25 protein-coding genes, 1 tRNA gene and 1 pseudogene are annotated in these 26,678 nt (G+C 41.7%); 15 read left to right on the top strand and 12 right to left on the bottom strand.

Annotated elements, in window-relative coordinates; all coding sequences use genetic code 11:
- Positions 1 to 6: 6 nt before the first annotated feature.
- From estB to rubA, 3 genes are all read right to left on the bottom strand, one after another.
- Positions 7 to 945: an esterase EstB gene (gene estB, locus I6L24_RS08100; RefSeq protein WP_004646272.1), complete on the bottom strand. Its 939-nt coding sequence runs from the start codon at positions 943 to 945 to the stop codon at positions 7 to 9.
- Between the two features lie 57 nt (positions 946 to 1,002).
- Entirely contained in the window at positions 1,003 to 2,181 is a 1,179-nt protein-coding gene (gene rubB, locus I6L24_RS08105; RefSeq protein WP_034435999.1) for a rubredoxin reductase RubB, read from the bottom strand.
- A 92-nt stretch (positions 2,182 to 2,273) separates the two neighbouring features.
- Positions 2,274 to 2,438, bottom strand: a complete 165-nt coding sequence (gene rubA, locus I6L24_RS08110; RefSeq protein ID WP_004279415.1) for a rubredoxin RubA — start codon at positions 2,436 to 2,438, stop codon at positions 2,274 to 2,276.
- Positions 2,439 to 2,925: 487 nt separating this feature from the next.
- Here rubA and I6L24_RS08115 point away from each other — a divergent pair, with 487 nt between their 5' ends.
- Positions 2,926 to 3,468: an adenine phosphoribosyltransferase gene (locus I6L24_RS08115; protein ID WP_004279416.1), complete on the top strand. Its 543-nt coding sequence runs from the start codon at positions 2,926 to 2,928 to the stop codon at positions 3,466 to 3,468.
- Between the two features lie 44 nt (positions 3,469 to 3,512).
- Here the strand turns inward: I6L24_RS08115 and I6L24_RS08120 are convergent, their stop codons facing one another.
- Positions 3,513 to 4,007, bottom strand: coding sequence for a YqiA/YcfP family alpha/beta fold hydrolase (locus I6L24_RS08120; RefSeq protein WP_004730287.1), 495 nt, complete (start codon positions 4,005 to 4,007; stop codon positions 3,513 to 3,515).
- Positions 4,008 to 4,396: 389 nt separating this feature from the next.
- On the opposite strand from I6L24_RS08120, the gene lysS reads away from it, so the two are divergent.
- A complete protein-coding gene (gene lysS, locus I6L24_RS08125) occupies positions 4,397 to 5,926 on the top strand; it encodes a lysine--tRNA ligase (RefSeq protein WP_004730285.1) in 1,530 nt (509 codons plus the stop codon).
- Between the two features lie 178 nt (positions 5,927 to 6,104).
- On the top strand, positions 6,105 to 7,526 hold the full coding sequence (locus I6L24_RS08130) for a capsule assembly Wzi family protein (protein WP_004730284.1): 1,422 nt from the start codon (positions 6,105 to 6,107) through the stop codon (positions 7,524 to 7,526).
- Positions 7,527 to 7,867: 341 nt separating this feature from the next.
- On the opposite strand, the gene trpS is transcribed toward I6L24_RS08130, so the two are convergent.
- Positions 7,868 to 8,881, bottom strand: a complete 1,014-nt coding sequence (gene trpS / locus I6L24_RS08135) for a tryptophan--tRNA ligase (protein WP_004279419.1) — start codon at positions 8,879 to 8,881, stop codon at positions 7,868 to 7,870.
- 234 nt (positions 8,882 to 9,115) lie between these two features.
- Positions 9,116 to 9,979 (bottom strand): IS982 family transposase, encoded by an 864-nt coding sequence (locus I6L24_RS08140; RefSeq protein ID WP_004729973.1) that lies wholly within the window; start codon positions 9,977 to 9,979, stop codon positions 9,116 to 9,118.
- 72 nt (positions 9,980 to 10,051) lie between these two features.
- On the opposite strand from I6L24_RS08140, the gene I6L24_RS08145 reads away from it, so the two are divergent.
- The 3 genes from I6L24_RS08145 to I6L24_RS08155 all read left to right on the top strand — a co-directional run bounded on the left by I6L24_RS08145 (position 10,052) and on the right by I6L24_RS08155 (position 13,213).
- Positions 10,052 to 10,981 carry a DUF808 domain-containing protein gene (locus tag I6L24_RS08145; RefSeq protein ID WP_216986624.1) on the top strand — a complete coding sequence of 310 codons (930 nt, stop codon included), beginning with the start codon at positions 10,052 to 10,054 and terminating at the stop codon, positions 10,979 to 10,981.
- 48 nt (positions 10,982 to 11,029) lie between these two features.
- Entirely contained in the window at positions 11,030 to 11,935 is a 906-nt protein-coding gene (gene ypfJ / locus I6L24_RS08150) for a KPN_02809 family neutral zinc metallopeptidase (RefSeq protein ID WP_004646279.1), read from the top strand.
- Positions 11,936 to 12,061: 126 nt separating this feature from the next.
- Positions 12,062 to 13,213, top strand: coding sequence for an IS4-like element ISAbe18 family transposase (locus I6L24_RS08155; RefSeq protein ID WP_058951619.1), 1,152 nt, complete (start codon positions 12,062 to 12,064; stop codon positions 13,211 to 13,213).
- Between the two features lie 38 nt (positions 13,214 to 13,251).
- Here the strand turns inward: I6L24_RS08155 and I6L24_RS08160 are convergent, their stop codons facing one another.
- The gene (locus tag I6L24_RS08160; protein WP_004730281.1) at positions 13,252 to 13,806 is read right to left on the bottom strand and encodes a hypothetical protein; all 555 of its coding nucleotides are present in this window, start codon (positions 13,804 to 13,806) and stop codon (positions 13,252 to 13,254) included.
- A 216-nt stretch (positions 13,807 to 14,022) separates the two neighbouring features.
- Here I6L24_RS08160 and I6L24_RS08165 point away from each other — a divergent pair.
- The 5 genes and pseudogenes from I6L24_RS08165 to I6L24_RS08185 all read left to right on the top strand — a co-directional run.
- A pseudogene (locus I6L24_RS08165) lies at positions 14,023 to 14,556 on the top strand (cation:proton antiporter domain-containing protein); the annotation flags it as partial.
- A gap of 316 nt (positions 14,557 to 14,872) precedes the next feature.
- On the top strand, positions 14,873 to 15,328 hold the full coding sequence (locus I6L24_RS08170; protein ID WP_004647755.1) for a helix-turn-helix domain-containing protein: 456 nt from the start codon (positions 14,873 to 14,875) through the stop codon (positions 15,326 to 15,328).
- A 16-nt stretch (positions 15,329 to 15,344) separates the two neighbouring features.
- Entirely contained in the window at positions 15,345 to 15,884 is a 540-nt protein-coding gene (locus tag I6L24_RS08175) for an IS630 family transposase (protein ID WP_228761479.1), read from the top strand.
- A 57-nt stretch (positions 15,885 to 15,941) separates the two neighbouring features.
- Positions 15,942 to 16,958 carry a cation:proton antiporter gene (locus I6L24_RS08180; protein WP_262443118.1) on the top strand — a complete coding sequence of 339 codons (1,017 nt, stop codon included), beginning with the start codon at positions 15,942 to 15,944 and terminating at the stop codon, positions 16,956 to 16,958.
- A 159-nt stretch (positions 16,959 to 17,117) separates the two neighbouring features.
- Positions 17,118 to 17,459: an MGMT family protein gene (locus I6L24_RS08185; RefSeq protein WP_004730272.1), complete on the top strand. Its 342-nt coding sequence runs from the start codon at positions 17,118 to 17,120 to the stop codon at positions 17,457 to 17,459.
- Between the two features lie 43 nt (positions 17,460 to 17,502).
- Here the strand turns inward: I6L24_RS08185 and I6L24_RS08190 are convergent, their stop codons facing one another.
- A complete protein-coding gene (locus tag I6L24_RS08190; RefSeq protein WP_004279425.1) occupies positions 17,503 to 17,943 on the bottom strand; it encodes a universal stress protein in 441 nt (146 codons plus the stop codon).
- Positions 17,944 to 18,183: 240 nt separating this feature from the next.
- Entirely contained in the window at positions 18,184 to 18,588 is a 405-nt protein-coding gene (locus I6L24_RS08195) for a hypothetical protein (protein WP_004730270.1), read from the bottom strand.
- 175 nt (positions 18,589 to 18,763) lie between these two features.
- On the opposite strand from I6L24_RS08195, the gene I6L24_RS08200 reads away from it, so the two are divergent.
- Positions 18,764 to 18,840 (top strand) — tRNA-Met (locus tag I6L24_RS08200).
- Positions 18,841 to 19,057: 217 nt separating this feature from the next.
- Here I6L24_RS08200 and I6L24_RS08205 read toward each other — a convergent pair.
- The 3 genes from I6L24_RS08205 to gltA all read right to left on the bottom strand — a co-directional run bounded on the left by I6L24_RS08205 (position 19,058) and on the right by gltA (position 22,991).
- Positions 19,058 to 20,683 (bottom strand): NAD+ synthase, encoded by a 1,626-nt coding sequence (locus I6L24_RS08205; protein ID WP_004730268.1) that lies wholly within the window; start codon positions 20,681 to 20,683, stop codon positions 19,058 to 19,060.
- A 373-nt stretch (positions 20,684 to 21,056) separates the two neighbouring features.
- Positions 21,057 to 21,560 carry a hypothetical protein gene (locus I6L24_RS08210; protein ID WP_004730266.1) on the bottom strand — a complete coding sequence of 168 codons (504 nt, stop codon included), beginning with the start codon at positions 21,558 to 21,560 and terminating at the stop codon, positions 21,057 to 21,059.
- Positions 21,561 to 21,716: 156 nt separating this feature from the next.
- Positions 21,717 to 22,991: a citrate synthase gene (gene gltA / locus I6L24_RS08215; RefSeq protein WP_004279429.1), complete on the bottom strand. Its 1,275-nt coding sequence runs from the start codon at positions 22,989 to 22,991 to the stop codon at positions 21,717 to 21,719.
- 1,005 nt (positions 22,992 to 23,996) lie between these two features.
- Between gltA and sdhC the strand changes: the two genes are divergently transcribed.
- Genes sdhC through I6L24_RS08230 form a run of 3 tightly spaced genes read left to right on the top strand, consistent with a single transcriptional unit; the run spans position 23,997 to position 26,671 of the window.
- On the top strand, positions 23,997 to 24,395 hold the full coding sequence (gene sdhC / locus I6L24_RS08220; protein ID WP_004279430.1) for a succinate dehydrogenase, cytochrome b556 subunit: 399 nt from the start codon (positions 23,997 to 23,999) through the stop codon (positions 24,393 to 24,395).
- On the top strand, positions 24,395 to 24,760 hold the full coding sequence (gene sdhD, locus I6L24_RS08225) for a succinate dehydrogenase, hydrophobic membrane anchor protein (RefSeq protein ID WP_004279431.1): 366 nt from the start codon (positions 24,395 to 24,397) through the stop codon (positions 24,758 to 24,760). The genes sdhC and sdhD overlap by 1 nt, the downstream gene beginning before the upstream one ends.
- Before the next feature lie 12 nt (positions 24,761 to 24,772).
- Positions 24,773 to 26,671, top strand: coding sequence for an FAD-binding protein (locus tag I6L24_RS08230; protein ID WP_004646289.1), 1,899 nt, complete (start codon positions 24,773 to 24,775; stop codon positions 26,669 to 26,671).
- The last annotated feature ends 7 nt before the right edge of the window (positions 26,672 to 26,678 follow it).

Here is a 26,678-nt window from a genome sequence, read left to right on the forward strand (position 1 = left end):
TAATGTTTATGATTTAAAATGATCAGCAAATAATTCGCTAAGATATGGAATAAAATGCGGTGGGATATCATGCCCCATTCCATCAATTAATTCAAATTTAGCCCCTGAAATTGCTTTCGCAACAGCCTTGCCATGGCTAGGAGGCAGCAATCGATCTCGAGAACCATGGACCACCAGGGTTTCTTGTTTGATTTGCTTGTCCAGTTGCAGCAATGAGCCTGTACATAATATTGCTAAAAACTGTTGAAGTACACCAGCAGGATAGTAACTTCGCTTATATAATTTACGGGCGGTCTGCACCGCTTCCAGATGATTGACATAACCTGGTGAGCCGATGATCTTAAACAGTTTCAAACTATGATCAACAATGCCATCTTCATCTGTTGAAGCCGGTTTGTCAATCAAACTAAAGAGTTGCTTAGGGAAGGGCGGTGGCAACATCGGCTGGTTATTACTGGTAAACAGTAAGCCCAGTTTTTTGACTTTGTCCGGATAACGCGCGGCCAGAATCTGGGCAATCATACCGCCCATCGAAGCACCCAGCACATAGACTTGTTCCAGCTGCATTTTTTCAATCAACAGACTGACATCTTCAGCCATATCGTAAAGATCATAAGGTGCACCCTGATTACCCAGACCCAGTACAAAACGGCTCATCATTTTCAGGGTATTCAGGCGTGGACCTTTGTGATGGACTTTTGAAGACAGGCCAATATCACGATTATCAAAACGGATGATGTGATAACCATTGTCAATCAGTGATTTGCAGAAAAAGTCAGGCCAGTACAGCATTTGCCCACCCAGCCCCATAATCAGCAAAATGGTGGGATGTTCCGGATTTCCACCAACCTCGACATGTAGCTGGATCCCATTGCCAAGATCGACCTTGGTTTCATGCATGAACGAGGTATAAGGGGAAAGATTAAACTGTGCTGCGCTGTACATAGTCGCTGTCCTAATTAAAGGATATTTCGTTTAAAAAATATCCTTGCTATTAAACCTCTAAACCGCAGCAGGAATCAAGTCAGGAACCTGTTTGGTCAAGGCCAGACGCTGTTTGGCTGCAGTGGCGCCCAAAAGCACGAAACCACGTAAGGTGCCGTTAGCATCGAGCGCTTTAGCCAGCATGCCATCGTCAAACTCTTCAGTTTCCCAGGTGACATCAACATCAACTGGTGCAGGTAATACCGTTAAAGGTGCAGCAGGCGTTTTGACTGCCACTGGCATAGCCGGATAATGTACAGCGGTATGTTCACCGTTTAAGGTTTTTGCCAAAGCGCGGGCTTGTTGCATGATCGGCATGACATAAGGCAATAAAGTTCCATTGACCTCGGCACAGTCACCTACAGCATAGATGTCGGCTTGGTTGGTTTCCAGTTGTGCGGTGGTCAAAACTCCGCGACTGGTATGTACGTCTGCCTGTTTCGCCAAAGAAATATTCGGCTGTAAGCCCACCGCAGACAACACTACATCAGCGACCAAAGACTGACCGTTGGCCAGCGTGACCAGATAATCCCCATTGTCCGCACGAGAGACTTTTTCGACTGTTGTGCCCAAGACAAAGTGAATGCCGGTTTCTTCAAGATTCTTCTGGAATGCAGTAGCAACATGTTCTGGCAATAAACGGCCAAGCGGCTGAGGCGCTAAATCAATGACGGTAACCTGATGATCGGTATTTTGCAGGTCATTGGCAAATTCACAGCCGATCAGGCCTGCACCTAAAATCACTACACGTTTGTCTTCACGTGCTGCCAGGTTGTTACGGAAAGCTTTATAGTCACTTAAATTGTTGACGACATGAATGTCATCGCTAGCGTCCCCGGCAATCGCCAGACGTACCGGATTGGCACCGATGGCTAATACCAGTTTGCTATAATGTTGCGTACTTTCCTGGCCATCTTTTTCCAAAACCAACTGATGATCTTCCGGATGAATCGCCTTGACCCAGGTATGCTGTTCAATGCGCATATTCAGCTGTGCTGACATTTTAGCCGCATCGCCTAATGGAATTTGTTCAGGCGCTTTATTGCCAGCCAAAGCATTGGAGAGCGTCGGTTTGGCGTAATTGACCGCATCATCCGCACAGATCATCAGCAATTCATGTTCTGGATTGAGTTTACGAAATTCACGTGCTACGGCATAACCCGCCATACCTGAACCAATAATGACGATAGGATGCATAGTTGTTTCCATATGGTAGAGCTCCATGCTGTATAAATGATAGAAGGGCATAAAAAAAGACCATAATGGATATGGCCTTTAACTGGACGTGATTAGACTTCGATCATTTCGAAATCGACTTTAGACACGCCGCAATCTGGACAGGTCCAGTCATCGGGGATATCTTCCCATTTGGTGCCCGCCACGATCCCGTCTTGAGGCCAACCTTCTGCCTCGTCATAAATCCATCCACATACGATGCATTGAAACTTTCTCATGTAACTCTCCAAAACTGAGCAACTGTAGGCGTCAGCTTAAAATCCATAAAAGGCAAGACTCTAAAAGAATATGACTTTTTAACAGTGAACATATTTGGCTAAATTTTTACGCAGTTCTATTCAGAAAGTAAAGTGAATAAAAGCTTAATCAGCGAAATTAGCAGCAGAATAGACGACACATTCCTCATTTATCTGAAAATCACGCCAATCAGCTTTTCTGGCGCAGGCGATTAAAGGATCAAAAGCTGAGGATGGCAAAAATGAGCGTTTATCTTGTGGGATAGACCAAAGTCGTGCAGTAAAAACTTGAGTTTTTAGGTAATTTAGAATCAGTAAAGTCTGGATTAAATATTTTTAAAATAAATCAATATAATAAAATCAATATCTTGTCATTAAATGTCGGGTTTTTATTAGGCAGCTTGGCTTGTCCGCTCTACTCAAATAGGTTTAAAATTCCCATATTCCTTTTCTTTTTTTAAGATCTCCCATGAGCAATTTGTCTACTTCTTTGTGGTCTCACATTCGTACGGTCCAAGATTTTCCAAAACCAGGAATTTGCTTCTTTGATTTGACCCCACTTTTCATGAGCAATATTGGTCCATTGACTGACGCTTTGATTGCCAGCATTCCTGCTGACAAACTGGCAGAAGTAGAAAGCTTTATTGCGGTTGAAGCGCGTGGTTTTGTGTTGGCAAGCTTGTTGGCACAACGTACAGGCAAAGGCTTATTGTTGGTGCGTAAAGCAGGTAAATTGCCACCTCCAGTGGTCGGTGTGGGTTATAGCCTGGAATATGGTCTGGATCGTTTAGAAATGTCTGCGGAAGTTCAGTCCCAGAAAGTAATTATTGTGGATGATGTTCTGGCAAGTGGCGGAACCTTAAAAGCAGTGAATGAACTGGCTCAAAAATGTCAACATGAAGTACTTGGTGCAAGTATCTTCCTTGATCTTCCTGACCTGCATGCTGAATTAGGCCTGGATATCTGGTCAGTATTGGATGACAAATCTCAGCCTGAAGCGGCAGTTGCTTAAGTCATAATTTTTTGTAAAAAAAGCCCCGAAATTGTGGGGCTTTTTTATTGCCTGATAAAATGATCTTCGATTTCCTGAATCAGCGTATTAATTTGCTCAGGATGTTCCAGACGATGATGGCCGCCATCAACTGCCTGAATTTGCATATAGTCTTCAAGTTGTGTCTGAACCGCATGCATATCCAGAATTTCATCGCCCAGTTCAAGATAGGCAAATTGAGGAATGTCATGCTGTAAATCGTGATGCCCAATCGGCGGATAATCATCGCGGAAGTTAGGCTGCAAAATGGGATTGGCCACTACACAGGGAATTTGATACGCCTGTGACATTTTCAGTGCCCAATAACCGCCAAGACTGTGGCCGACCAGAATATCTGGTTTGATGGTTTCAATCATCTCATGATAAAACTCGGCGACCGAACTATAGCTCAGATTTCGGTAATCGACATCGATACAGTACTTGTGTACCACATCAATGGCATGGAACTTGGTGGATTCTCTGGAGGAATCTAAGCCATGTATAAACAAAATCTTAGACATAGTACATTACTCATTTTTATGGGATATGCCATATTGGTTATTTGTTGATTGGCACATCATCTTGAAGCTGAGTGTCATTGTAGAACGTCTGGGTATACAAGGCAGTTAGCTATTGGTCTAAGCCGGAGTTTTGCAGTGCAATGAATTTATATAAGACTTGTCTGGTTTAGACTTTAATCCCAACTGAGAGCAGCTGGGTGCTGCAATAAGTTTGAAGAAAGGGAATTTAAAAGAGTGAAAGACGGGCTGAACCGAATGGTGTAAATAGCAAGATAGTGGATTTTTCCAAAGAAAAGCCGGTTCCTGAGAGTGTTTGCGCTACGATTTGAGAAGGATTTCTGCTATTCTATGCAACTTCTATTTTTTAACTAATCTTATTCGAGGCAGAGATGACGCAAAATAACGCTCAATCGACTTCTGAACAAATCATTTCCGAAAACGATTTAATTGCACAGCGTCATGCCAAGTTAAAGCAAATCGAAGCTCAGGCACAAGAAACAGGTAAGAGCCCATGGCCGAATACCTTTAAGCGTGAGCATTATGCCCAGGATTTACAAGACCAGTTCGCTGATAAATCTAAAGAAGAAATTGAAGCAGGCGAAAAGGTCTACGTCAAAGTTGCCGGTCGTGTGATGTTGAACCGTGGTTCATTTATCGTGATCCAGGACATGACAGGTCGTATCCAGCTGTATGTGGCGCGTAAAGAACTCGCTGAAGATGTGCTGGCTACCATTAAAGGTCTGGACCTTGGCGATATCATCGCAGTCGAAGGTTATATCGGCCGTTCGGGTAAAGGCGATTTGTATGTACACATCGAACATTTTGAATTACTGACCAAATCATTACGTCCGCTTCCAGACAAGTTCCATGGTTTGAACGATACTGAAGTAAAGTATCGTAAACGTTATCTAGATCTGATTGTTAACGAAGAAACACGTAAAACTTTTGAGATTCGTGCCAAAGTCGTAGCGGGTATCCGTGCCTTCCTGACTGAAAAGCGTTATATGGAAGTTGAAACGCCAATGATGCATGTGATTCCAGGCGGTGCATCGGCACGTCCTTTCGAAACACATCATAATGCACTGGACATGTCGCTGTTCTTGCGTATTGCGCCAGAGCTTTACTTAAAGCGTTTGGTGGTCGGCGGTTTTGAACGTGTGTTTGAAATTAACCGTAACTTCCGTAACGAAGGTGTTTCTACCCGTCACAACCCTGAATTCACCATGATCGAATTCTATCAGGCTTATGCAGATTACAAAGACTTGATGGAATTGACCGAGCAAATGCTGGAGCGTCTGGCGATTGATATCTTGGGTACGACTGACGTGCCTTATGGCGATGAAGTATATAGCTTCAAAGGGCCATTCAAGAAAATTTCAATGTTCGATGCGATTCTGGAAAATAACCCGCAATTTACTCCTGAAAATGTCAATGACCGGGAGTTCCTGGCAAAATTCCTTCAGGAAGAATTGAAAGAGCAAGTGAAGCCAGGTTTTGGTCTGGGCAAACTGCAAACCATGGTATTTGAAGAAACCGTAGAAACCAAATTGCGTCAGCCGACGTTCATTACAGAATATCCAGCAGAAACTTCTCCATTGGCACGCCGTAATGATCACAATCCACACATTACTGACCGTTTTGAATTCTTCATCGGCGGTCGTGAACTGGCAAATGGCTTCTCGGAGCTAAATGATCCAATCGATCAGGCTGAACGTTTCCAGGCACAGGTTGCTGAAAAAGATGCTGGTGATGATGAAGCCATGCATTACGATGCAGACTTTGTCGAAGCTCTGGAATACGGTCTTCCTCCAACAGCAGGTGAGGGTATTGGTATTGACCGTCTGGTGATGATCTTTGCCAATGCAGCAAGTATCCGCGATGTGATCTTGTTCCCGCATATGCGTCATAAAAATGCTTAAATGCTGAATTAAAAATAACCCACCATTGTGTGGGTTATTTTTTGTCGATACATCTGAAAGCTTGAGTAAAAAACAACAGTTTAATCGTTGAAAATTAACATAGGAGCGATTATGGTGAAGCAGAAAATAAACTTGAGAATATTCATCCCATGTTGCTAAAAAAACATTATTGAGTGTATTGCTGACTACGCTTGCGCTTCCTGCTTTTGCTCAGGGTCTGGTTCTAAATGATGCAAATTTGCGTGCTGATCTGAACTGGTTAAACCAGCAAGGGGTTATTCAAATCAGTACCTCAACCTGGCCACTGAGTGGGGATGAAATTCAACGAGCCTTATCAAATGCGCAGATCAGCAATACTGTACAGCAGCGTGTAATCGATTCGGTTCTGGCTAAACTAAAGGCAGATAATCAACAGCTAAAATTGGGTGTATTTGCAGAAACCGATCAAAAAAATATTCCACAGGCTTTCGGGGATCAGCAAAAAGCACAATATCAGGCAGCTTTAGAGTTTAATGCTGGCAGTGCGAATTGGGATGCCAAGATCAGGGTGAATGCTGAAAAAGATCCACAAATTGATAATGATCAGGATGTAAATCTTGAAGGTTCTTATCTGGCAGGAAAACTTTGGAATCAATGGTTGATTGCTGGGCAGATTCCAACTTACTGGGGCCCAAGCCATGATGGCAGCTTGATTCGTGGTGATGCCAGTCGTCCAGTCTATGGCTTTACAGTTCAACGTGCAGAACAGACAGCATTTGAAAATAAATGGTTATCTTGGATTGGGCCGTGGCAATATCAGGCTTTTGCCGGTCAACTCGATGACTATAGTGCAGTTCCAGACGCCAAATTGATTGGTTTGCGTGTTACAGCACAGCCTTTACCTTATTTAGAGCTTGGTGCCTCGCGTGCGATTCAGTGGGGTGGGGAAGGACGACCTGAAAGTTTAAGTTCGCTGTGGGATGCTTTTGTGGGTAGTAAAGATAATGGGGGTACAGGTGAACCAGACCCATCTAACCAGATTGCCGGCTTCGATGCGCGGTTAAATTTATTTTCTCTTACCCAAATTCCGGTAGGTCTATATGCTCAATATGTAGGAGAGGATGAGGCTGGGGGCTTACCTGCAAAAAAAATGTATTTGGCTGGAATTGACTATTCTTCCACTGTAAAAAATATGCCATATCAGCTCTACACAGAATGGGTAGATACCCGTACTAATGGCAAGGTTCAAGGTATTTCCTATAACCATACGAATTATACCGATGGATTTTATCAGCATGGTTATCCTTTAGCACATGCTTTAGGTGGTGATGCGCAGATGATTTCCGTGGGTGGAGACATTCGTATTGATTTTATGAACCGCTTATCGGGTCGTATACTTTTTGCTGATGTGAATCAATCGGAACGAGCCGCCGTTAATAATGCTGCTTTTGCTTTTAATGATGAGATTAAAGCACTGGATTTGACCTGGTCACATTATATCCGTCCAGAAATGCCGCTTAAAATTAATGCATGGGTCGGTGATTCAAAGGTAAATGGTCGAGATAGCGGAGTTTCTTTAGGTATCGAAATACCATTAGAAAAAGGCTTGTTCAGTTATTAATTCTTAGCCATGATTAAATCCTGCTTAAACGCAGGATTTTTTTAGCATTTTGAAAAACTATAAACAAAAAAAACGCAATGATTGGGGTTGTCATTGCGTAGAAAAAGGAATGTCTTTCAAAATACTTCATTAACTGTGGAGAGAGTTAAATCTGATTCCTTACTGAATACAATCATAATAGGATGCATTCTCATATGACTCATCAGTATTCATGTTAATACATGTTAAATAAGGTTAAAACTATGAAGATTATGTGGGGATATTTGCATCATTTTTGCGCAATTTTAGCTTAAACAAAAAAGCTCTTCATCAGAAGAGCTTTTAAGAGCAATTTTTTCTAATTAAAAATGGAATACACCGAGGCCAGATTTAACTTCATCCAGTGTCGCCTGGGTAATATCGCGACATTTATCCGTACCGGTTTTCAGGATATCCATGATGTAATCGGGATCTTTAGCCAGTTCAATACGACGCTCACGAATTGGGCCGATCAATTCTTTTAAAATACTTTCCAGACGTTTTTTCACTGTACCATCGCCTAAACCACCACGACGATAATGGGCTTTGAGCTCTTCCAGCTCTTCTTTATTTGGGTCAAAGGCATCTAGATAAGTAAATACCACATTGCCTTCGACCTGACCTGGATCTTCAATACGCAGATGATTCGGATCGGTATACATTGCATTGACGGCTTTCTTAATATCTTTATCTGTCGCATCCAGCACAATGGTATTGCCCAAAGATTTCGACATTTTTGCTTTACCATCAAAACCAGGTAGGCGACCAACATTGGAAAGAAGTGCCTTACATTCTGGTAGCAGGTCATGACCAATTTGACGGTTTAAACGACGCACGATTTCGTTGGTCTGTTCGATCATTGGAATTTGATCTTCACCCACAGGAACAACCGTTGCCTTAAATGCTGTAATGTCAGCAGCTTGAGCCACCGGGTAGCACAAGAAGCCGGCTGGAATATCACGCTCAAAACCACGCATCTGGATTTCAGATTTAATGGTCGGGTTACGCTCAAGACGTGAAACAGTCACAAAGTTGAGATATAGCATGGTCAGTTCATTTAAGGCAGGTAAGCATGACTGAACACAAATTGTGGTTTTAGTTGGATCAATACCGACAGCCAGATAATCCGTCGCCACTTCAATAATGTTACGACGTACTTTTTCAAAATTGTCCGCATTATCAGTTAGGGCTTGAGCATCGGCGAGTAACAAGTGTTGATGGTGAGAATCTTGCAGACCTACACGAGAGCGTAATGAACCCACAAAGTGGCCGAGGTGGAGTTGTCCGGTAGGACGGTCGCCCGTCAAGATCACTGGACGATTATCTTGATTACTCATTATCTATTCCAAAGGGTAGTCAGTACTACAGCTGTATTTTAACGAATGGCAACATTGTACGGCATTCTGTTTTTGATTGTCAGCCAGAAAAAAAGCTGTCGTAAAAAAATCTTATAAATTAAACAAGTGAATACAATATTTTTAAGAATTTTGATTAAACTATCTGGAAAGAAGATAAGGATAATAAGTATGGCGAGCAGTTTATTACTATTAACCTGAGTTCGATGAAATATTTTAGCTTTTTAGCAAGTTTTGGAAAGTTGGCTTATTTGGATTTAAGCAATAAGCCACTATAGCAGCCATAATATTCACCATAAAGTTATTCACCGAACGATGACGTGAATGGTCAATTTGATGTAAGTTTTTTAACTGATCATTCACTGTTTCGATCAATCCTCTTCTGCAAAGCAATTGTTTTTCTTCTTCAGTTTGGATGGGTTTATTTTTCATATTCTTGCGTGACGGGGTTAATAGTCTGAGCCCCCTTGCTGCTAAAGCTTCAGTTTTTGCTTTACTCAGATAGCCTTTATCGCCCAGTAAAATACCTTTTAACTCTTGGGTTAAAGATTCAAGTACAGCAACATCATGAACACTTCCCGATGTAATCTTGAGATTAATAATTTCACCCAAGTTGTTGATAACAATATGGACTTTAAATCCATAAAACCAACCTGTGCTACTTTTACCACGACCAGCTAAGCCTTTAAATACACGATGTCTTTTAATTCTAAGATTATGGCAAACGACCAATTTAGTCGAATCAATAATACAAATTCCGGTATCTTCTCCTTTAACTTGATGGAAGAAACTACTCAAAGCTTGCAAACAACGCGGCATAATTTCAATAAAACGATTGTAACTAAGAAGCTTGGGAAAAGCTGATTTCCAAAATGGGATGATCATATGACAATAAAAATATTTGAAAAATCTAAACCCGGATTTATGAAATAAAATGACAATGGTCATGACTTCAGACAAGCTTAAAGCTGACTTTTTCATTGTTGTTTTTTGATCAGAAATTAGAGCTTTCTCTAAAGATTCATTAAACTTTTTGCAGAAATCATCCAAGATACAAAATAATTCGGTAATATAGTCCATGAAAAAGCCTTGCTCTGAAATGTTTTGTCTTCGTAACCAAGATATTACAGATGCTAAGGCTTTTTTTTATTTATTTTTTATGTCGAACTCAGGTTATTATTAGATGATATTGCTACTGTTCTGGATGATGTCGCTGTCATGAGCAAAATGGCAGCAAAAAAAACAGCAGGCGTCCTTGGTGATGATCTGGCTTTAAATGCGCAGCAAGTGACAGGTGTGCGGGCTGATCGTGAATTACCGGTGGTCTGGAAAGTTGCCAAAGGTTCTTTTGTTAATAAACTGATTTTGGTGCCGCTGGCATTATTAATCAGCTTTATTGCAGGCTGGCTGATTAATCCCTTGTTGGTGCTGGGTGGTTTGTTCCTATGTTATGAAGGCGTGGAAAAAATTATTCATACCTTGCATACACCGAAGGCCAAGGACGCGGAACAGGCGCGTGAGCAATTGATTCATACAGAAATGGATTTGCACCAGTTTGAAAATGAAAAAGTCAAAGGTGCTATTCGCACTGACTTTATCCTGTCTGCTGAAATTATCGTGATTACTTTGGGAACGGTCGCCGCAGCCTCGATGCTGACCAAAGTGACTGTTTTAAGCCTGATCGCGGTGGTGATGACCATTGGTGTTTATGGTTTTGTTGCGCTGATTGTCAAACTGGATGATATCGGTCTGCATCTGACTGAACAGCAGTCCGATTTTAAACAAAAAATAGGACGTGGCTTGTTGGCATTTGCCCCGATCTTAATGAAAATTCTCTCCATTGTTGGGACCGCTGCGATGTTTCTGGTGGGCGGTGGAATTATTAACCATGCAATTCCTTTTATTCATCACTTTACTGAAGACAGTGTTGCTTATGTGCAGGATATTCCCAGCATTGGCAACATTGTGGGTGCTGTTACGCCGACCTTGATTAATTTCGCTGTAGGAATTTTAGCGGGTCTGCTGGTCATGCTGGTCATCAGCCTGATTAAGAAAATCTGGCCTAAATCATCAAAAGCTTAAGGTGTGGAAATATCTGGATATTAAGCAGATTAAGAAAAGGAAAAGACTATGCGTTGGAAAGGTCGTCGTGTCAGTAGCAATGTAGAAGACCGTCGCGGTGGTGGTGCCAAAGCTGGCGGAATCAGTATTGTTGGATTGATTGTGGCCTTTGTGGCCTGGAAGTTTTTCGGTGTCGATCCACAACAGGCTTATCAAACCACCAAGCAGGTCACTCAGGGGGTATCGGGTGCGGCAGAAACACGTGGCCTGGAAAATCCCACGCCAGAACAGCAGGAGTCGATTGATTTTGTTGGAACTGTATTGGCAGATACTGAAGATACCTGGAATCAGGTGTTTCAGCAGCAGTTAAATCAGCAGTATGTCCCACCGAAACTGGTGTTGTTTAACGGCATCGTGAATTCTGGTTGTGGTACGGCTCAGGCGGCGATGGGGCCTTTCTACTGCCCGACAGACCAGAAAGTGTATATCGATACGGCATTCTTTAAAGATATGCGCAGTCAAATGGGCATTACTGGAGAACAGAATGCCACCGAACTTTCCCGTAATGATCAGGCGGGGGATTTTGCGCTGGCCTATGTCGTGGCCCATGAAGTGGGGCATCATATCCAGACGATTTTAGGTATTTCTTCTCAAGTACAGCAAGCACGTCAGCAAGCAAGCGAAGTGCAAAGTAATCAGCTTTCAGTGCGTCAGGAATTGCAGGCAGACTGTCTGGCCGGCGTCTGGGCTTACCATAATCATGAGCGAACCCAATTTTTGGAACAGGGCGATGTGCAGGAAGCGATGGATGCCGCTCATAAAATTGGCGATGACTATTTGCAGAAACGTGCCCGCGGGCAGGTGGTGCCGGACAGCTTTACTCATGGCAGCAGCGCGCAGCGGGTACAATGGTTTAATACCGGCTTGAAATCCGGTCAGGTTGCGAATTGTGATACCTTTAATCAAAATATTTAAATGACTTCGATAAAAAAAGGAGCAGATGCCACTGCTGTCCCATAGTTTGCTTTAAATAAAAAAACCTGAGTCCTAACAGTTAAAATATGAGTGCAAACAAACACTTTAACGACCAGGATTCAGGTTTTGTCACATCAGAATACCGTATTTCATGAGCTAATTAAACCTGTTGTGCGACAGGATTTTGAACAACTTGCTAAAGTACACCATGTTGGACAGAAATTTAGAGCGGCTTCCCGGTGGGATCAGTTTATTGCCATATTGATGTCTCAATTCTCTTGTAGGCAAAGTCTGAGAGATATTCAATCCAATTTGGAGTGCCAACAGGAAAAGCTAAGTCATCTCGGAGCAAAGTCTATTCCCCGAAGCACGCTGGCACGAATCAATGAGCAGCAGCCTGCTGCCTTGTATCAACAGCTATTTTACAAGTTGCTTAAATACTATGAACACTCAAAAGTAGCTCATAAATTTCGCTTTAAGAATCCCTTGTATTCCTTGGATGCCAGTCATATTGACCTGTCGCTTTCCTTATGTGAATGGGCCAAAGTTCACGACTCAAAAGCCAGCATGAAACTCAGTATAGGATTGAATCACAGCAATGATATTCCTGAGTTTGTTGCAGTTGAAAATGGCAAAGAAAATGACATGGTACAAGGCCGCAAATTCCAGTTTCCTGCTGGCAGCATTGTAGTTTTTGATAAAGGCTATGTCGATTACCAATGGTATGCAAATCTGACTGCTCAAAACATTGGATTTGTCACACGTTTTAGGCCTAAATCTGTGTATCAGGTGATCCAGCAACATCCAGTGCTTGAATCCAAAGGTATTCTAAAAGATGAAACCATTCAGCTGAATAGCGCACATGCCCTAAAAAGAAAAGCCCCAGTGTTAAGAAGAATTGAATATAGAGATCAGCAAAGTGGCAAGCACTTTAGCTTTCTCAGCAATAACTTTCATTTAGCCGCCTCCACCATTGCAGCGATTTACAAAGACCGCTGGAAAGTTGAGCTGTTCTTTAAGGCGATTAAGCAGAATCTCAAATTAAAGGCGTTTCTAGGCCGCAGCAGGAACGCAATTCAGACACAAATCTGGATTGCGATGATCGCCTATTTATTGGTGAGTTTCGCTCAACATTTAGGAAAAACAGGTTGGACAGTTCAACGTTTACTCAGAATAATTCAAGTGAATTTGTTTGAAAGAAGAACTTTAAAAGCTTTATTTTCACCCGATAAAATACCCATAAAACAAGAGGAAGCTCATTTGAGCTTCCTCTTGTGAAAAATTGTGGGACAGCAATGGAGCAGATGCTCCTTTTTTTATTTATGCAGAAAACGCCGGAAATTTCTTAATATCTTGATACTGACGAATAATGCAGCCAAAGCAAACAGTGCAATTGCAAAGACCGTATATTTGAGGTTGCTCATGTCATTTTGATAAAACTGCTGAATATCTTGTTTGTTATATTCTAAAGCAGTTGCTTTGCCAGTCCGGCTATCTCTGAACTGGATTTTTTCAATATAGAAGAGATTTCCCGCTTTAATTAAGTCAACGCTCTGGATTTGTCGGGTATGCGATTGATTGTCTTCATCGCTACATAAAGCGCTGTAATGCTCACAATTGATTTTGGCCACATAACCATTTCCTGCAATCAGAATAAAAATGGCATTGTCCGGTCGCTGGTTATTGGACACCAATACATACTGCTCCCCGGTTGAACTTTGTAAGGGAATGCTGGTGGCTTGCTGATAATGCTGTTCTGCTTGCAGAATTTCCTGAATTTTAGCAAAGCAGGTAAAACATAAGGACAACGTGATCAGAAAAATCACGCTGGCAAAACAGAGACGAAAAATGGTTTTGACAGTTTGATGCATGGGAGAAAAATTCAAAATAGAATGATGGGAAAGCAAAAGCCGAGTGCTGATCTGTATGTTAAATCATCATTCGAAAATACTGAAAAGAAACTTAACTCAATTCGATAAAAAAGCGGACTAAACTTGTTTTGCCAGAATACCTTGCTATTTAAATCTCTATTTTAACAACGCCTCTCGGCGCATAGTGCTCCATATCGCCCGATTTTAGGAAACCGAATGGGAAATTTCTTTTTTCTTCAGCTACTCACGGTGGTCTTTGCTCTGTCTATTGCCACGACCATGTTTAATAAGCGCGTTTTAGGCTTTCCGCAAGCGATCGGTGTCCCTATTGTCTCTGCAATCTTTGTTTTCATTTTGCAGTGGGGCGCCAGTTTACTGCATGGTAATCCATTCTTTAGCATCAATATTGACAATATCGAGCAGGCTGTTCGTCACGTCGATTTCTATGACTTTCTGATCAATGGTGTGATCTGTTTTATCCTGACTTCATCTGCGCTGAAGTTTAAGGTCTCAGATTTGCGTAACCACTGGCGGCCGATCAGTATTTTGGCTGGTCTGGCTTTGGTGTTCTGTGCAGTGTTCTTTGGTGTGGTGTTGTATGGTTATCAGTTCCTGATTGGTAAACATGTTGACCTGCTGGTTTTGCTCTTGCTAGGGGCGGCCTTGGGCGCCACAGATCCGATCGGCATCAAAGGCGTATTGAGTTCGGTTCGCGCACCGCATCATTTGATTGTCAAGCTTGAAGGTGAGTACACTATAATTAGTAATATGGAATTTTCGATAAAGCATTGAAATACATTGGGATATTGAATCGTATTTAAAATTCCATATTTCTATACTTTTTATTGATAAAATCAGCATAAAAACAATAATAAATTCCATATTTTATGCTAATTGCATATTTTTATCTTAATGGATATACCGTGCTGTTTGGCCGTTGATAGTAATTCTTCTCCTACTTGGATAGTAAGTGGCACTTAACTATGTTAGAGGTGGTCCCACTTCTTAAGTTGACAAAAATAACTAATGATGCGAAAAGGTTTTTTTAGTTAACAGATGTTCACACATGCCTAGAATTGTTTCTGTACCACTTAGTTTAGAACAGCGAGAACGACTCATTTTTCTGGTCAAGCATGCAAAACATTGGCGTGAAAGGCAACGTGCCCAAACTATTCTCTGGCTTTCCGAAGGTAAAAGTGTTGCGGAAGTTGCCACTCTACAAGAACGTATCCCAGAAACCATAAGGCTACAACGCCGACGTTGGGAATTGTATGAGTTTGAATCGATTAAAGAAGGTCATCGCTCAGGTCGACCCAATACATTGATCTCAGACTATCAGGCGAAAATCCTAGATTGGGTCAATACAAGTCCACTCAATGCAGAACAAATCCGAGTCAAACTACATGAAGAATACGAAGTGTCCGTGTCTGTTGAAACCATTCGTAAGTTTTTACGTGATTCAGGTATGGTCTTCAAGCGTACCCGTCATAGCTTGAAAAAAAAGAGATCCGATTGCATTTGAACAAGCAACACAGCAGATTGAAGAATTACGAGAGCAAGCGGCACGTGGTGAAATTATATTAGGTTATGTTGATGAAACAGGATTTTCATCTACACCTGATAACCGCTATGCGTGGACAAAGATAGGTGATGTTCATGCGGTTGATGCAATAAGATTAAAACGAGTTAATGTCATGGGGTGTTTGCTTTCAACGGGGAAACTGGTGACAAGCTGTTTACAAGAGTCAGTGACAAGTACTTGGTTTTATGCCTATTTAACTGGAATAGCTCAACGAGTAAAACAGACATATAACCTTCCATTGGTTCTTATTGTTGATAATGCCTCGATTCATAGAAGTAAAAAGATGGCTGATTACAGAGAGCTACTTAAAACTAACTTTTCGACGAATCTGTATTTTATTCCAGCTTATAGCCCTGAGTTAAATCGAATCGAGATGGTATGGAAGCAGATGAAATATTATTGGCGAGATTTTCAAGTCATGACAGCTGACAAAATAGAGCAATGGGTGGAGAAAGTATCAAACCAATTCGGAAAAGAATACATGTTTACTTTTTAATGGATACTTATAACGATCTTCTACCAACATAAGTAATTAACTTTGTAATAATTCCATATTTATAATTCTACAGTAAAATTCCATATTGGTAAATGTAGAGTAGGCGAATCACTGTTTAATGATGCAATGTGTATTGCCTTATTTATGACCTTGCTCAATGTTCTGCAAGGTGAAAACTTTACGGTACTGGCAGTGCTGCAAACCTTGCTTTATGAAATTGTCGTGGCGGTGCTGATTGGTCTCGGATTCGGTTTTGCGATCTTGCGGATTTTGCGCGGTAAGCATGAAATGGAATCTCTGATTTTGACCACGGCCTTGCTGGCTTGTGGTTCCTATCTGGTGGCTTTGCTGGCACATGCTTCCGCGCCAATTGCCTGTGTGATTGGTGGTTTGATTGTTGGCAATAAATGGAAAGAAATCCTGGCAGATGCTGAAATTGGTGACGTTAATCATTTCTGGCATACGGTTGAGGGAATTATCAATTCATTCCTGTTTACCCTGATTGGTCTAGAATTGTTTATTCTGGACTTGAGTACCAGTCTGGTTCTGGGCGGAATGGTGGCTTTTGTGATTCTACATCTGGCCCGTTTTGCAGCCAACTATCTGGCCTTTGCCATGTTCCCAAAAGTCAGCAAGAAAAGCTATAACGGCAGTTTGACCATCCTGTCTTGGGGCGGAGTACGGGGCGGGATTTCTTTGGCCTTAATTCTGGCGGTCGCCAATGTTCCTCAGCTGGAAGCCTATAGCAGTATTCTGGTGGGCTATACCTTTATTGTAGTGCTATTGTCCGGTGTGGTATGTGGCTTGGGCCTGCCTGCGGTGATGAATGCGTTTTATTATAATCCCAATGAAGAGACGCAGGGCTTTAAAGGCTGGTATCAACGCATGTGTCATAAAATGAATCGTAAGGGTTTTCGCTATATTGTTGGAGAAGATGCCAAAGGAAATGAGACTATTACTATCTTTCAGCCAGAAATTCTGATTGATCAGAAAGATGCAGAGGGCGTTGCCACGGTGCATCATCCAGATAAAGTTCAGGAAGTAAAAAGACTGGAAAATCCGGATAATTTCTAAAGATAAAACTTAGAAGATCAAGAGACTGTTAGATTGGTTTTTATAGTGAGATGAGAGCTTGAATCAGCGTATTTCATCAGGCTTAATCACTCTCCTATAGCTTTTTTACTGGGGGTGAATTGTGATTTTTGATTTAAATAAGCTATTAATGAGATGAAAATGACCCAGACAAGTTCAGCCAGTCAGGAAATGGCAGAAATGATTTTGGCTGTGGTCAATCAGATTCCGTATGCCAAAGTCGCCACCTACGGACAGATTGCTAGACTGGCAGGTTTACCCAAACATGCGCGATTGGTCGGACGGGTATTAAGTCATCTAGATTCGGACACTGATATTCCTTGGTATCGGGTGATCAATGCCCAGGCGAAAATCAGTGTGAAGCAACTGGACGAACATGGCCAGAATATCCAGCAGCAAAAACTCATGCAGGAAGGAATTTTTCTTAAAGGTGATCGCTTGGATTTAAAACGCTATCAATGGGATGGTCTGGTCAAGATATAAAAAAAATCCCCACTTGGTGAAAAGTGGGGATTTTAAACATAACTTAGTTGCGAATCACCATTACTGGGATATCCGCTTGGCCGAGAATGCTTTGCGCTACGCTGCCAAGGAACAGCTTTTTGAAGCCCGTGCGACCATGGGAACCAATCACGATCAGGTCAGAATTTAAATCTTTAGCTGCTTTGACAATCTCGCTATAAATTACCTGACCCTCAAGGAGCTGTGTATCCACTTCAACACCGGCACCAGAGAATTTTGCTTTGGCTTCATCCAGCGTTTTCAGGATGGAAGTACGGGCACGTTCAATCAGGTCATTGGTTTGTGCCGCAGAGATATATTCCGCAGCGATATAAGGGTCCAGTGCCAGCACTTGAACCACTGTGACTTTACTGTTAAATGCTTTGGCAATTTCTACAGCTTTATCCACTGCAGCATACGATGTTTCTGAACCGTCAACAGGTACTAAAATATGTTCAAAAGGCATTAGAATTCTCCTGAGGGGAATTTAGAGTTATAAAATTATGACGCGTTAAACCGGGTACGAATAGTTGTTTATACTTTGATCATAGCCTGTATTGTATAAAAATAAAACCAAGTAAATACATAGGTATAATGTCTAATAGATTAAAAAATGAAGCACCTGTTTAGAGCTATTTAATTGGGTGATTTATTTAGCCTAAGTTAATAATTTATATGTAATTAATGTGATAGCCTAAGACAGTGATTAATCACATCGAATAGAGGTCGGGTCTAATTTTATTTGCGGTGACAGCTGTTCATAGCGATTTAAAATTGTTTGAGTTTCACCTGCATAAATTTTTTGCTGTAGCTGCCGGATTTTATGTTCTGTCACATGTAAACGCGCACAATGTAATGCAATCTGATTTTCCCGGGTTACCGCCAGTCGTTGGCTCTGATCATATTCCGGATAGCGCTCGATTTTCTGCTGTGCTCTGCTGAGTTGTGCCAAAGACCTTTTCTGCTGCATGCTCATCAGTTGCTGCTGATTAATCCACTGTGCCACATCACGTCTGACGCCATTATAATCTACGAAAATAGGCGAGATGGTCTGGCAGGCACTCAGACTTGAAAGGCCAATGAGTAAAATAAATATTTTGATTTTATACATCTAATGATTCCTCGAAGAATTAAATGGTGCTATGAATGCGTGAATTACATACTAAAAAACCCTTTTTTGTTTAAAATTTAAAAGTTTATTCCGTATTTGCATAAAGACTGAACATTTGTTTTTTAAAATGCTTGACGATAGAAGCTGAAATTACGATAATGCGCACACAGTTTACGGCTATGTAGCTCAGTTGGTTAGAGCACCGCACTCATAATGCGGGGGTCACAAGTTCAAGTCTCGTCATAGCCACCATTTTAAAAGACCAAGCTCTCAGCTTGGTCTCTTTTTTTGTCTTTTAAAAAGCACTGCAAACTACAAAAAAATATTTGAAGCATCCACTAATTTTTAGTTTCCACAAAACATTATTTTTCCTTCTTGATGTTGGGGCTATTCTTCATTTTACTGCCGCATAAAAAAATCGCCCAAGCATTCCTTGGGCGATTCTGATTTACATCATTGAGAGCAGAATTTAGCTACCTGCTTTCCAGCCATTCACAATTGGATAACGACGCTCACGGCCATAAGAGCGTGAGCTGATACGTGGTCCAATGGCACCTTGGCGGCGCTTGTACTCATTGATATCAACCAGACGAATCACTTTTTTCACGACTTCAGCATCAAAGCCTTTGGCAATGATATCGTCTTGACTCATATCTTCTTCAATATAAGAGTACAAGATCGCATCTAGAATGTCATAGGCAGGTAAAGAGTCTTGATCGACCTGATCTGGACGCAGTTCTGCTGAAGGTGGACGGGTAATCACACGTTCCGGAATCACTGGAGTTTCTGAAATGCTGTTACGATATTTCGCCAGTTCAAACACAATGGTTTTATACACATCTTTCAGAACTGCATAACCACCGACCATATCGCCATACAGGGTGCAATAACCGACAGCTAGTTCAGACTTATTACCGGTTGCCAGCACCAGATTACCGAATTTGTTAGATAGGGCCATCAATAAGGTGCCCCGTGAACGTGCTTGCAGGTTTTCCTCGGTAGCATCGACTGGAGCGTTGCCAAAGAACGGGAATAGCACCTGCATAAAGCCGCTTACCACTGGATTGATTTCGGCAATACCGAAAGTCACGCCCATATTTTTGGCTTGAGCCGCTGCATCTTCCACACTGATTTGTGCGGTATAGGTATAAGGCATCATCACAGCTTGAACTTTGTCTGCGCCAAGCGCATCTACAGCAATCGCTAGGGTCAGGGCAGAGTCAATGCCGCCAGACAGTCCCAGAATCACACCTGGGAAGCCAGAACGCTGTACATAATCACGTGTAGCCATGACCAGGCTTTGATAAATCTCAGCCATGGTGTCTAAAGCAGGTGCAATTGCACCTTTGCTGAATTGCAGTTGTTCAGCATTAAATTCTGCAATTGCCAGATTTTCCTGGAAAGTTGGTGCCTGTAAAGCCACCTCGCCAGATTTGTTGAGCACAAAACTGGTACCGTCAAAGATCAGATCATCTTGGCCACCGACCTGGTTACAGTACACCAGATTGATATTTAGCTGTTTGACCAAGGCCGCCATGGTTTCAATGCGATGTTGTGGTTTACCCACTTCATATGGCGATGCATTCAGTACCAAAGCTGTGTCGATATTCAATTTTGCCAGTTGCTGAACAGTGGCTAAAGACCAGACATCTTCACAGATCAGTACGCCAAATTTATGTCCAAGATACTCAAAAACCAGATGCTGATGACCTTCGCCAAAATAACGCTTTTCATCAAATACGCCATAGTTTGGCAACACTTGCTTGTTATAAACACCCAGTACTTCGCCATCTTTCATGACAGCAGCCGAGTTATAACGCTGACCATCTTCAGTTTGATTAACAAAACCAAAGACCATGACAATATCTTTTACTTCAGTCAGTTTTTCAAAAGCCGCTTTGGTGCGTTTCACCAGGCTCGGGCGAATTAATAAGTCTTCTGCAGGGTAGCCCAGCGTTGAAAGTTCAGGAAAGATAATCAGATCCGCTTTATCTTTTTTAGCCTGATTGGCCAGATCAATCATTTTTTGCGTATTTGCATCCAGATTGCCCACATGTGGAGAGAATTGAGCAATCGCAATTTTAAAACTTTTCATTCCAAGTAAATCCTATTCCTATAGGTTGATACACTAAATTACTGATTTTTATAATTCTAATTATTCAGTTGAGTGCACTTCGATATTCATAAAATGCCAAATGGCTTAAATAAAAAAACTTTTTATCGCATGATCATTGAATCTTAATCTGCGATGCAAAATAATCATACCGGCCTATTTTATCGAAATTTTATCGATAAGCTAGAGTTGATTTAGCAGAACAGGCATTGAGTGAAAAAAGTTATTATATAAAATTAGAAAATATGCTGATTTTTTATGCATCTAGGCTTATGTAGATTTAAAGACTGAAATCTAAATTTTGGCTTTTAAAATATGCCTTAGCTATATTGTTTGGAATTAAACTGATTAAATATCATCTGTTTATTTTTGGATTTAAAATAATATTCGGAATTTTTTTTAGAAAAATATCCCGGGCAATATCGCCTTGTTGTTCAATATTGTAGGTTGAAAATGATTTGTTGGGATTAAATTGATATTTGTACGGATTATATTTTCCCAAGCTGAGAAAATAAGCACTTTGTAAAAATGCCCCTTTTAAAAGCACATTGATCCGGCATTGATGTTGATAAATATGCGCCATCTCATGAATAAATAGTGCCTGATAAGATAAACTCTCGCGCGAATAATCTTCGCGATAATTTAAATTGCGTACATGGATGTAGCCACTGGGCGCCATAATGACATGTGTGGATTGCCAGGGCAGGTAGGGGTGATTCATGATTTTAACGCGGGAATAGTCGATCAGGTTGCCAAATACTTGTTGGGAAATTTTGATTTCACCAGACGTTAAACTGCGGCACTTAAACTGTTCAAAACGAACCAGTCTCAAAATAAAGGGCAGAAAATACAACAGCATTCAATATACATCCTATTTTTAGGTGACTTAATCCGTGAATATGATTTTGATATATTCATTTTAAAACGTTTCAGGTCAATTTTTTGTAGGCTTTTGTCAGCACTAAAAAAACCACCCAAGAGGGTGGTTTTTTTGAGTCTTTCGACGCGGTTCGAATTAACGAACGATATCGCGTTGAACTTCGCCAGTATAAAGCTGACGAGGACGACCGATCTTGTAAGGACCGCTGTGCATTTCTAACCAGTGGCTGATCCAGCCAACAGTACGTGCAAGCGCGAAGATTACAGTAAACATTTCAGTCGGGATACCAATCGCTTTAAGGATGATACCTGAGTAGAAGTCTACGTTCGGGTAAAGGTTACGCTTGATGAAGTATTCGTCAGAAAGCGCGATACGTTCAAGTTCCATAGCCAATGCAAGCTGTGGATCATTGATGCCAAGTGCACCAAGAACTTCGTCACAAGTTTCTTTCATTACTTTCGCACGTGGATCGAAGTTTTTGTAAACTCGGTGACCGAAGCCCATTAGTTTAACTTCTTTAGTTTTTACTTTTTCCATGAAGCCAGCAACGTTTTCTACAGTGCCGATTTCGTCAAGCATCTTAAGAACAGCTTCGTTCGCGCCGCCGTGAGCAGGGCCCCAAAGTGCAGAGATACCAGCAGCGATACATGCATACGGATTCGCACCGGTAGAACCAGCTAAACGTACTGTAGATGTAGACGCATTTTGTTCGTGGTCAGCATGAAGCGTGAAGATACGGTCCATTGCTTTTGCAAGAATTGGATCAACTTTATAATCACGGTCTGCAGGAGTAGCAAACATCATGTGCAGGAAGTTTTCTGCATAACCAAGGTCGTTACGTGGGTAAACGAATGGTTGACCGATGGTGTACTTGTAGCTCCAAGCCGCCAGCGTAGGAATCTTCGCGATTAAACGAATTGCAGTGATTTCACGGTGGTTCACATCTTCGATGTCAAGGTTGTTGTGATAGAACGCAGACAACGCACCAACCACACCTACCATGATCGCCATAGGATGCGCATCACGACGGAAACCATTGTAGAAACGGCTAACTTGATCGTGAACCATTGTATGGTTACGTACTTTAGCGTCAAATTCTTCTTTTTGCTCAGCAGTTGGAAGTTCGCCATTTAACAATAAATAGCAAGTTTCCAAGTAATCAGCTTTAGTCGCCAATTGATCGATTGGGTAGCCACGGTGTAAAAGTACACCTTTGTTGCCATCGATGAACGTGATTTTAGACTCGCACGCAGCTGTCGCCATAAAACCAGGATCAAAAGTAAAGTGACCTGCAGCCAACACATCTTTAACGTCGATTACATCTGGGCCCAATGTGCCGCTGTAAATTGGTAGTTCAATTTCTTTGCCATCAAGCTGTAAAACGGCTTTCTTGCCAGTTGCTTCAGACATTCAATAGATCTCCTGTCCTGGTGAATGTATATCCGCTTTGTCTATCAATCTTTTAATGCACAAAACGGACGGATCAAAAATTTGCTATAAGATTAGTGAGTACTGAAATTTTGTCAATTATACTTATGGATGAAAAATGACGGCCGCACAGCGGTTTAGTCATATTCGCTCAGTATAAAAAGTTCAGTAAAATCACAGCATCAAACCTCTATAATAAGTCAAATTGATGCAGAGGTGCAGAAAAAAATAGACTGCTTGGGGCATTTGTAAGCGTTTTTTCCTAGCAAGAAATGCGGGTGAAAATGGTGAGAGATTAAGGTGAGCATGCTTAAAACTATATAAATCTCATAACTTACATCGTTTTTACCAAGTTGAATTTCAGAGGTAGAATTATAAATAAAAGCAATTAATTGAATTTTGAATCCGGTTCAATTGATTAAAAAGTAGCTTAATAAATGGCCAACTTTGCAGCAAAGGGAGGCAGTATAAAAATAAATGAATGATTTTTTGAATCTAAATGCTTCAAATTGATTGAAAAACCCATCATCTGATGCACTAAGTCGCTATTTAACATCAGGTTATCTGAATCACTGTGCTGCTGCTGAATTGGGGCAAGTGGTCTGTTAAATATAGGCGCTTGATTTAAATCTGAATTAAAAAGAGATTTAAATAATATTTGTGATGGAACTGTGCGTCTTTAGTCTAAAACTCAAACATGGTCCTGCAGGCTTAAAACCGAGTGAATTGATCATCTTAATTATTTAAAAACAATCATATAAATAGGAATTGAAAGGGCGGAATAATATATTAAGCCCGACTTATTGTTGTTAATGATTCTTATTTAATAGTTTTTTATCCAAAAAGCCAAATTCAGCCGTTTGTATTTTAATAGTTCACGTTTTATAATTCAGTGTCGTTTTGATTTTAGGCATGTATTTGCCTGAGAATGCCAGCTTTCCTTCGAATTAATTCCAACAAACTCCGGATGGAGTTTTTACTTACAGGATGCCCGCTGTGAAAAGCAACAGACCTGTCAATTTGTCCATGGGTCAAGTTTTAGAAGTAAACTTAAAATCACCCGTGGCTATTGCATCAATTCTACACCGTCTTTCAGGTGTTATCGTATTCTTACTCGTACCGGTCCTTCTATGGATTTTAGACAAGTCATTGTCTTCGCCTGAAGGTTTTGCGCAAGTTCAAGAAATCTTTAACGGTTTCATTGTCCGCTTTATTGTATGGGTATTTGTCGCCGGCATGATTTTTCACTTTATTGCGGGTGTTAAGCATTTACTTGCTGACATTGGCGTTGCTGAAGAACTAGAAAGTGGCCGTGTTGCATCTACTATCGCATTAATCTTGTCTGCAATCGGTATTGTTGCAGCATTTGTATGGATCGTACTCTAATGAAAAGCGCTACTGGTTTAACAGGTTCAGGTTCTCGCGATTGGTTTCTTCAACGTGTCAGTGCTGTAGTTCTAGCTGTTTATACCGTTGTTGTACTGGGTTGGATTCTACTGAATGGTGGTTTCAACTTTGAACAGTGGTACGGCTTTATGATGACAGTTCCAATGAAGATCATGTCTTTATTGGCGGTCTTATCTCTTGTTGCACACGCATGGATCGGCATGTGGCAGGTATTCACGGATTATGTGACTACTCGTCAAATGGGTCCTTCAGCTTCAGGTTTACGCCTTGTACTGACTTCAGCAGTGATCATTGCTGTACTTGCATATGCAATCTGGGCGATCCAGATTTTTTGGGCGAATTGATAGGAAACAATCATGGGCGCTATAAACCCTAAAGAAGATTACACAAATATTCCGCACGAAACTTTCGACGCTGTCATCGTTGGTGGTGGTGGTTCAGGTATGCGTGCGTCTTACCAACTTGCTCAAGCTGGTTTGAAAGTTGCGGTTCTGACTAAAGTATTCCCAACTCGTTCGCACACTGTTGCAGCGCAGGGTGGTATTGGTGCATCTCTTGGTAACATGCAAGAAGATAACTGGCACTACCACTTCTACGACACTGTAAAAGGTTCGGACTGGTTAGGTGACCAGGATGCAATCGAGTTCATGACTCGTGAAGCGCCTCAAGTGGTTTATGAACTTGAACACCTGGGTATGCCATTCGACCGTAATGCTGATGGTACAATTTACCAACGTCCATTCGGTGGTCACTCAGCAAACTACGGTGAAAAAGCTGTGCCACGTGCATGCGCTGCTGCCGATCGTACCGGTCACGCACTTCTTCACACGCTTTATCAAAGCAACGTGAAAATGGGCACTCAATTCTTCGTTGAATGGATTGCGCTTGACCTGATCCGTAACGAAAAAGGCGACGTTCTTGGTGTTACAGCAATTGATCAGGAAACTGGTAAAATTGCAGTATTCCAAGCAAAAGCGACTTTGTTCGCTACTGGTGGTGCTGGTCGTGTGTACCGTGCATCTACAAATGCTTATATCAACACTGGTGACGGTCTTGGTATGGCTGCTCGTGCAGGTATTCCATTACAAGATATGGAATTCTGGCAATTCCACCCAACGGGTGTTGCGGGCGCAGGCGTATTGTTGACTGAAGGTTGTCGTGGTGAAGGTGCAATCCTTCGTAACAAAGACGGCGAACCCTTCATGGAACGTTATGCACCAACTTTGAAAGACTTGGCGCCACGTGACTTCGTATCACGTTCTATGGACCAAGAGATCAAAGAAGGTCGTGGTTGTGGTCCTAAAGGCGATTACATCCTGCTTGATATGACGCACCTAGGTGCGGATACGATCATGAAACGTCTTCCATCTGTATTCGAGATTGGCAAGAAATTCGCGAACGTTGACATCACTAAAGAGCCAATTCCTGTAGTACCAACAATCCATTACCAAATGGGTGGTATTCCAACGAATATTCATGGTCAGGTGGTTGTTCCTGAGTCTCGTGAAACTGAAGCGCTTGTTGCTAACTACAACAAAGACACCGATGTTTACTCTACAAATGCCGAAGGTCGTGACTTTGCTAAGCCAGTAAAAGGCTTCTATGCAATCGGTGAATGTTCATGTGTGTCTGTACATGGTGCGAACCGTTTAGGTACGAACTCATTGCTTGACTTGGTTGTATTTGGTAAGGCTGCTGGTCAACATATCATTGAATATGTGACTAAACAGCACGATGGCGAATATGAGCCGCTTCCAACAACTGTGCTTCAAGAAACTGTTGAACGTATTCGTAAACTTGACGAATCGACTACCGGTGAGAATGCTCAAGACGTTGCTGATGCAATCCGTGATATCGTTCAAGACCACGCTGGTGTATTCCGTACATCTGCGCTTCTGGACGAAGGTGTGAAGCAGATTCTTGCAATTGAACCGCGCGTACGCAACATTCACTTGAAAGACAAATCTAAAGTATTTAACACTGCACGTATTGAAGCACTTGAAGTTGAAAACTTGTATGAAGTTGCGAAAGCAACGCTTATTTCAGCTGCAGCGCGTAAAGAATGCCGTGGTGCACATACGGTTGTAGACTTTGAAGAGTCTCCAGACCATGCTGAATACCCATATGGTCGTCGTGATGATGAGTGGATGAAGCACACTTTATGGTTCTCTGCAGACAACCGTCTAGAGTATAAGCCAGTTCGTTACCGTCCATTGTCGGTTGACGCGATTCCACCTAAACCACGTACATTCTAATCAGGAG

This window comes from Acinetobacter lwoffii (genome assembly GCF_019048525.1).
GTDB classification, from domain to species: domain Bacteria; phylum Pseudomonadota; class Gammaproteobacteria; order Pseudomonadales; family Moraxellaceae; genus Acinetobacter; species Acinetobacter lwoffii_K.

What these genes read in the sequence shown, in the direction of transcription:
- estB (WP_004646272.1), bottom strand. Translation starts at nt 945, where the DNA reads ATGTACAGCGCAGCACAGTTTAATCTTTCCCCTTATACCTCGTTCATG.
- rubB (WP_034435999.1), bottom strand. Translation starts at nt 2,181, where the DNA reads ATGCATCCTATCGTCATTATTGGTTCAGGTATGGCGGGTTATGCCGTA.
- rubA (WP_004279415.1), bottom strand. Translation starts at nt 2,438, where the DNA reads ATGAGAAAGTTTCAATGCATCGTATGTGGATGGATTTATGACGAGGCA.
- I6L24_RS08115 (WP_004279416.1), top strand. Translation starts at nt 2,926, where the DNA reads ATGAGCAATTTGTCTACTTCTTTGTGGTCTCACATTCGTACGGTCCAA.
- I6L24_RS08120 (WP_004730287.1), bottom strand. Translation starts at nt 4,007, where the DNA reads ATGTCTAAGATTTTGTTTATACATGGCTTAGATTCCTCCAGAGAATCC.
- lysS (WP_004730285.1), top strand. Translation starts at nt 4,397, where the DNA reads ATGACGCAAAATAACGCTCAATCGACTTCTGAACAAATCATTTCCGAA.
- trpS (WP_004279419.1), bottom strand. Translation starts at nt 8,881, where the DNA reads ATGAGTAATCAAGATAATCGTCCAGTGATCTTGACGGGCGACCGTCCT.
- I6L24_RS08140 (WP_004729973.1), bottom strand. Translation starts at nt 9,979, where the DNA reads ATGGACTATATTACCGAATTATTTTGTATCTTGGATGATTTCTGCAAA.
- ypfJ (WP_004646279.1), top strand. Translation starts at nt 11,030, where the DNA reads ATGCGTTGGAAAGGTCGTCGTGTCAGTAGCAATGTAGAAGACCGTCGC.
- I6L24_RS08160 (WP_004730281.1), bottom strand. Translation starts at nt 13,806, where the DNA reads ATGCATCAAACTGTCAAAACCATTTTTCGTCTCTGTTTTGCCAGCGTG.
- I6L24_RS08170 (WP_004647755.1), top strand. Translation starts at nt 14,873, where the DNA reads ATGCCTAGAATTGTTTCTGTACCACTTAGTTTAGAACAGCGAGAACGA.
- I6L24_RS08185 (WP_004730272.1), top strand. Translation starts at nt 17,118, where the DNA reads ATGACCCAGACAAGTTCAGCCAGTCAGGAAATGGCAGAAATGATTTTG.
- I6L24_RS08190 (WP_004279425.1), bottom strand. Translation starts at nt 17,943, where the DNA reads ATGCCTTTTGAACATATTTTAGTACCTGTTGACGGTTCAGAAACATCG.
- I6L24_RS08195 (WP_004730270.1), bottom strand. Translation starts at nt 18,588, where the DNA reads ATGTATAAAATCAAAATATTTATTTTACTCATTGGCCTTTCAAGTCTG.
- I6L24_RS08205 (WP_004730268.1), bottom strand. Translation starts at nt 20,683, where the DNA reads ATGAAAAGTTTTAAAATTGCGATTGCTCAATTCTCTCCACATGTGGGC.
- I6L24_RS08210 (WP_004730266.1), bottom strand. Translation starts at nt 21,560, where the DNA reads ATGCTGTTGTATTTTCTGCCCTTTATTTTGAGACTGGTTCGTTTTGAA.
- gltA (WP_004279429.1), bottom strand. Translation starts at nt 22,991, where the DNA reads ATGTCTGAAGCAACTGGCAAGAAAGCCGTTTTACAGCTTGATGGCAAA.
- sdhC (WP_004279430.1), top strand. Translation starts at nt 23,997, where the DNA reads ATGCCCGCTGTGAAAAGCAACAGACCTGTCAATTTGTCCATGGGTCAA.
- sdhD (WP_004279431.1), top strand. Translation starts at nt 24,395, where the DNA reads ATGAAAAGCGCTACTGGTTTAACAGGTTCAGGTTCTCGCGATTGGTTT.
- I6L24_RS08230 (WP_004646289.1), top strand. Translation starts at nt 24,773, where the DNA reads ATGGGCGCTATAAACCCTAAAGAAGATTACACAAATATTCCGCACGAA.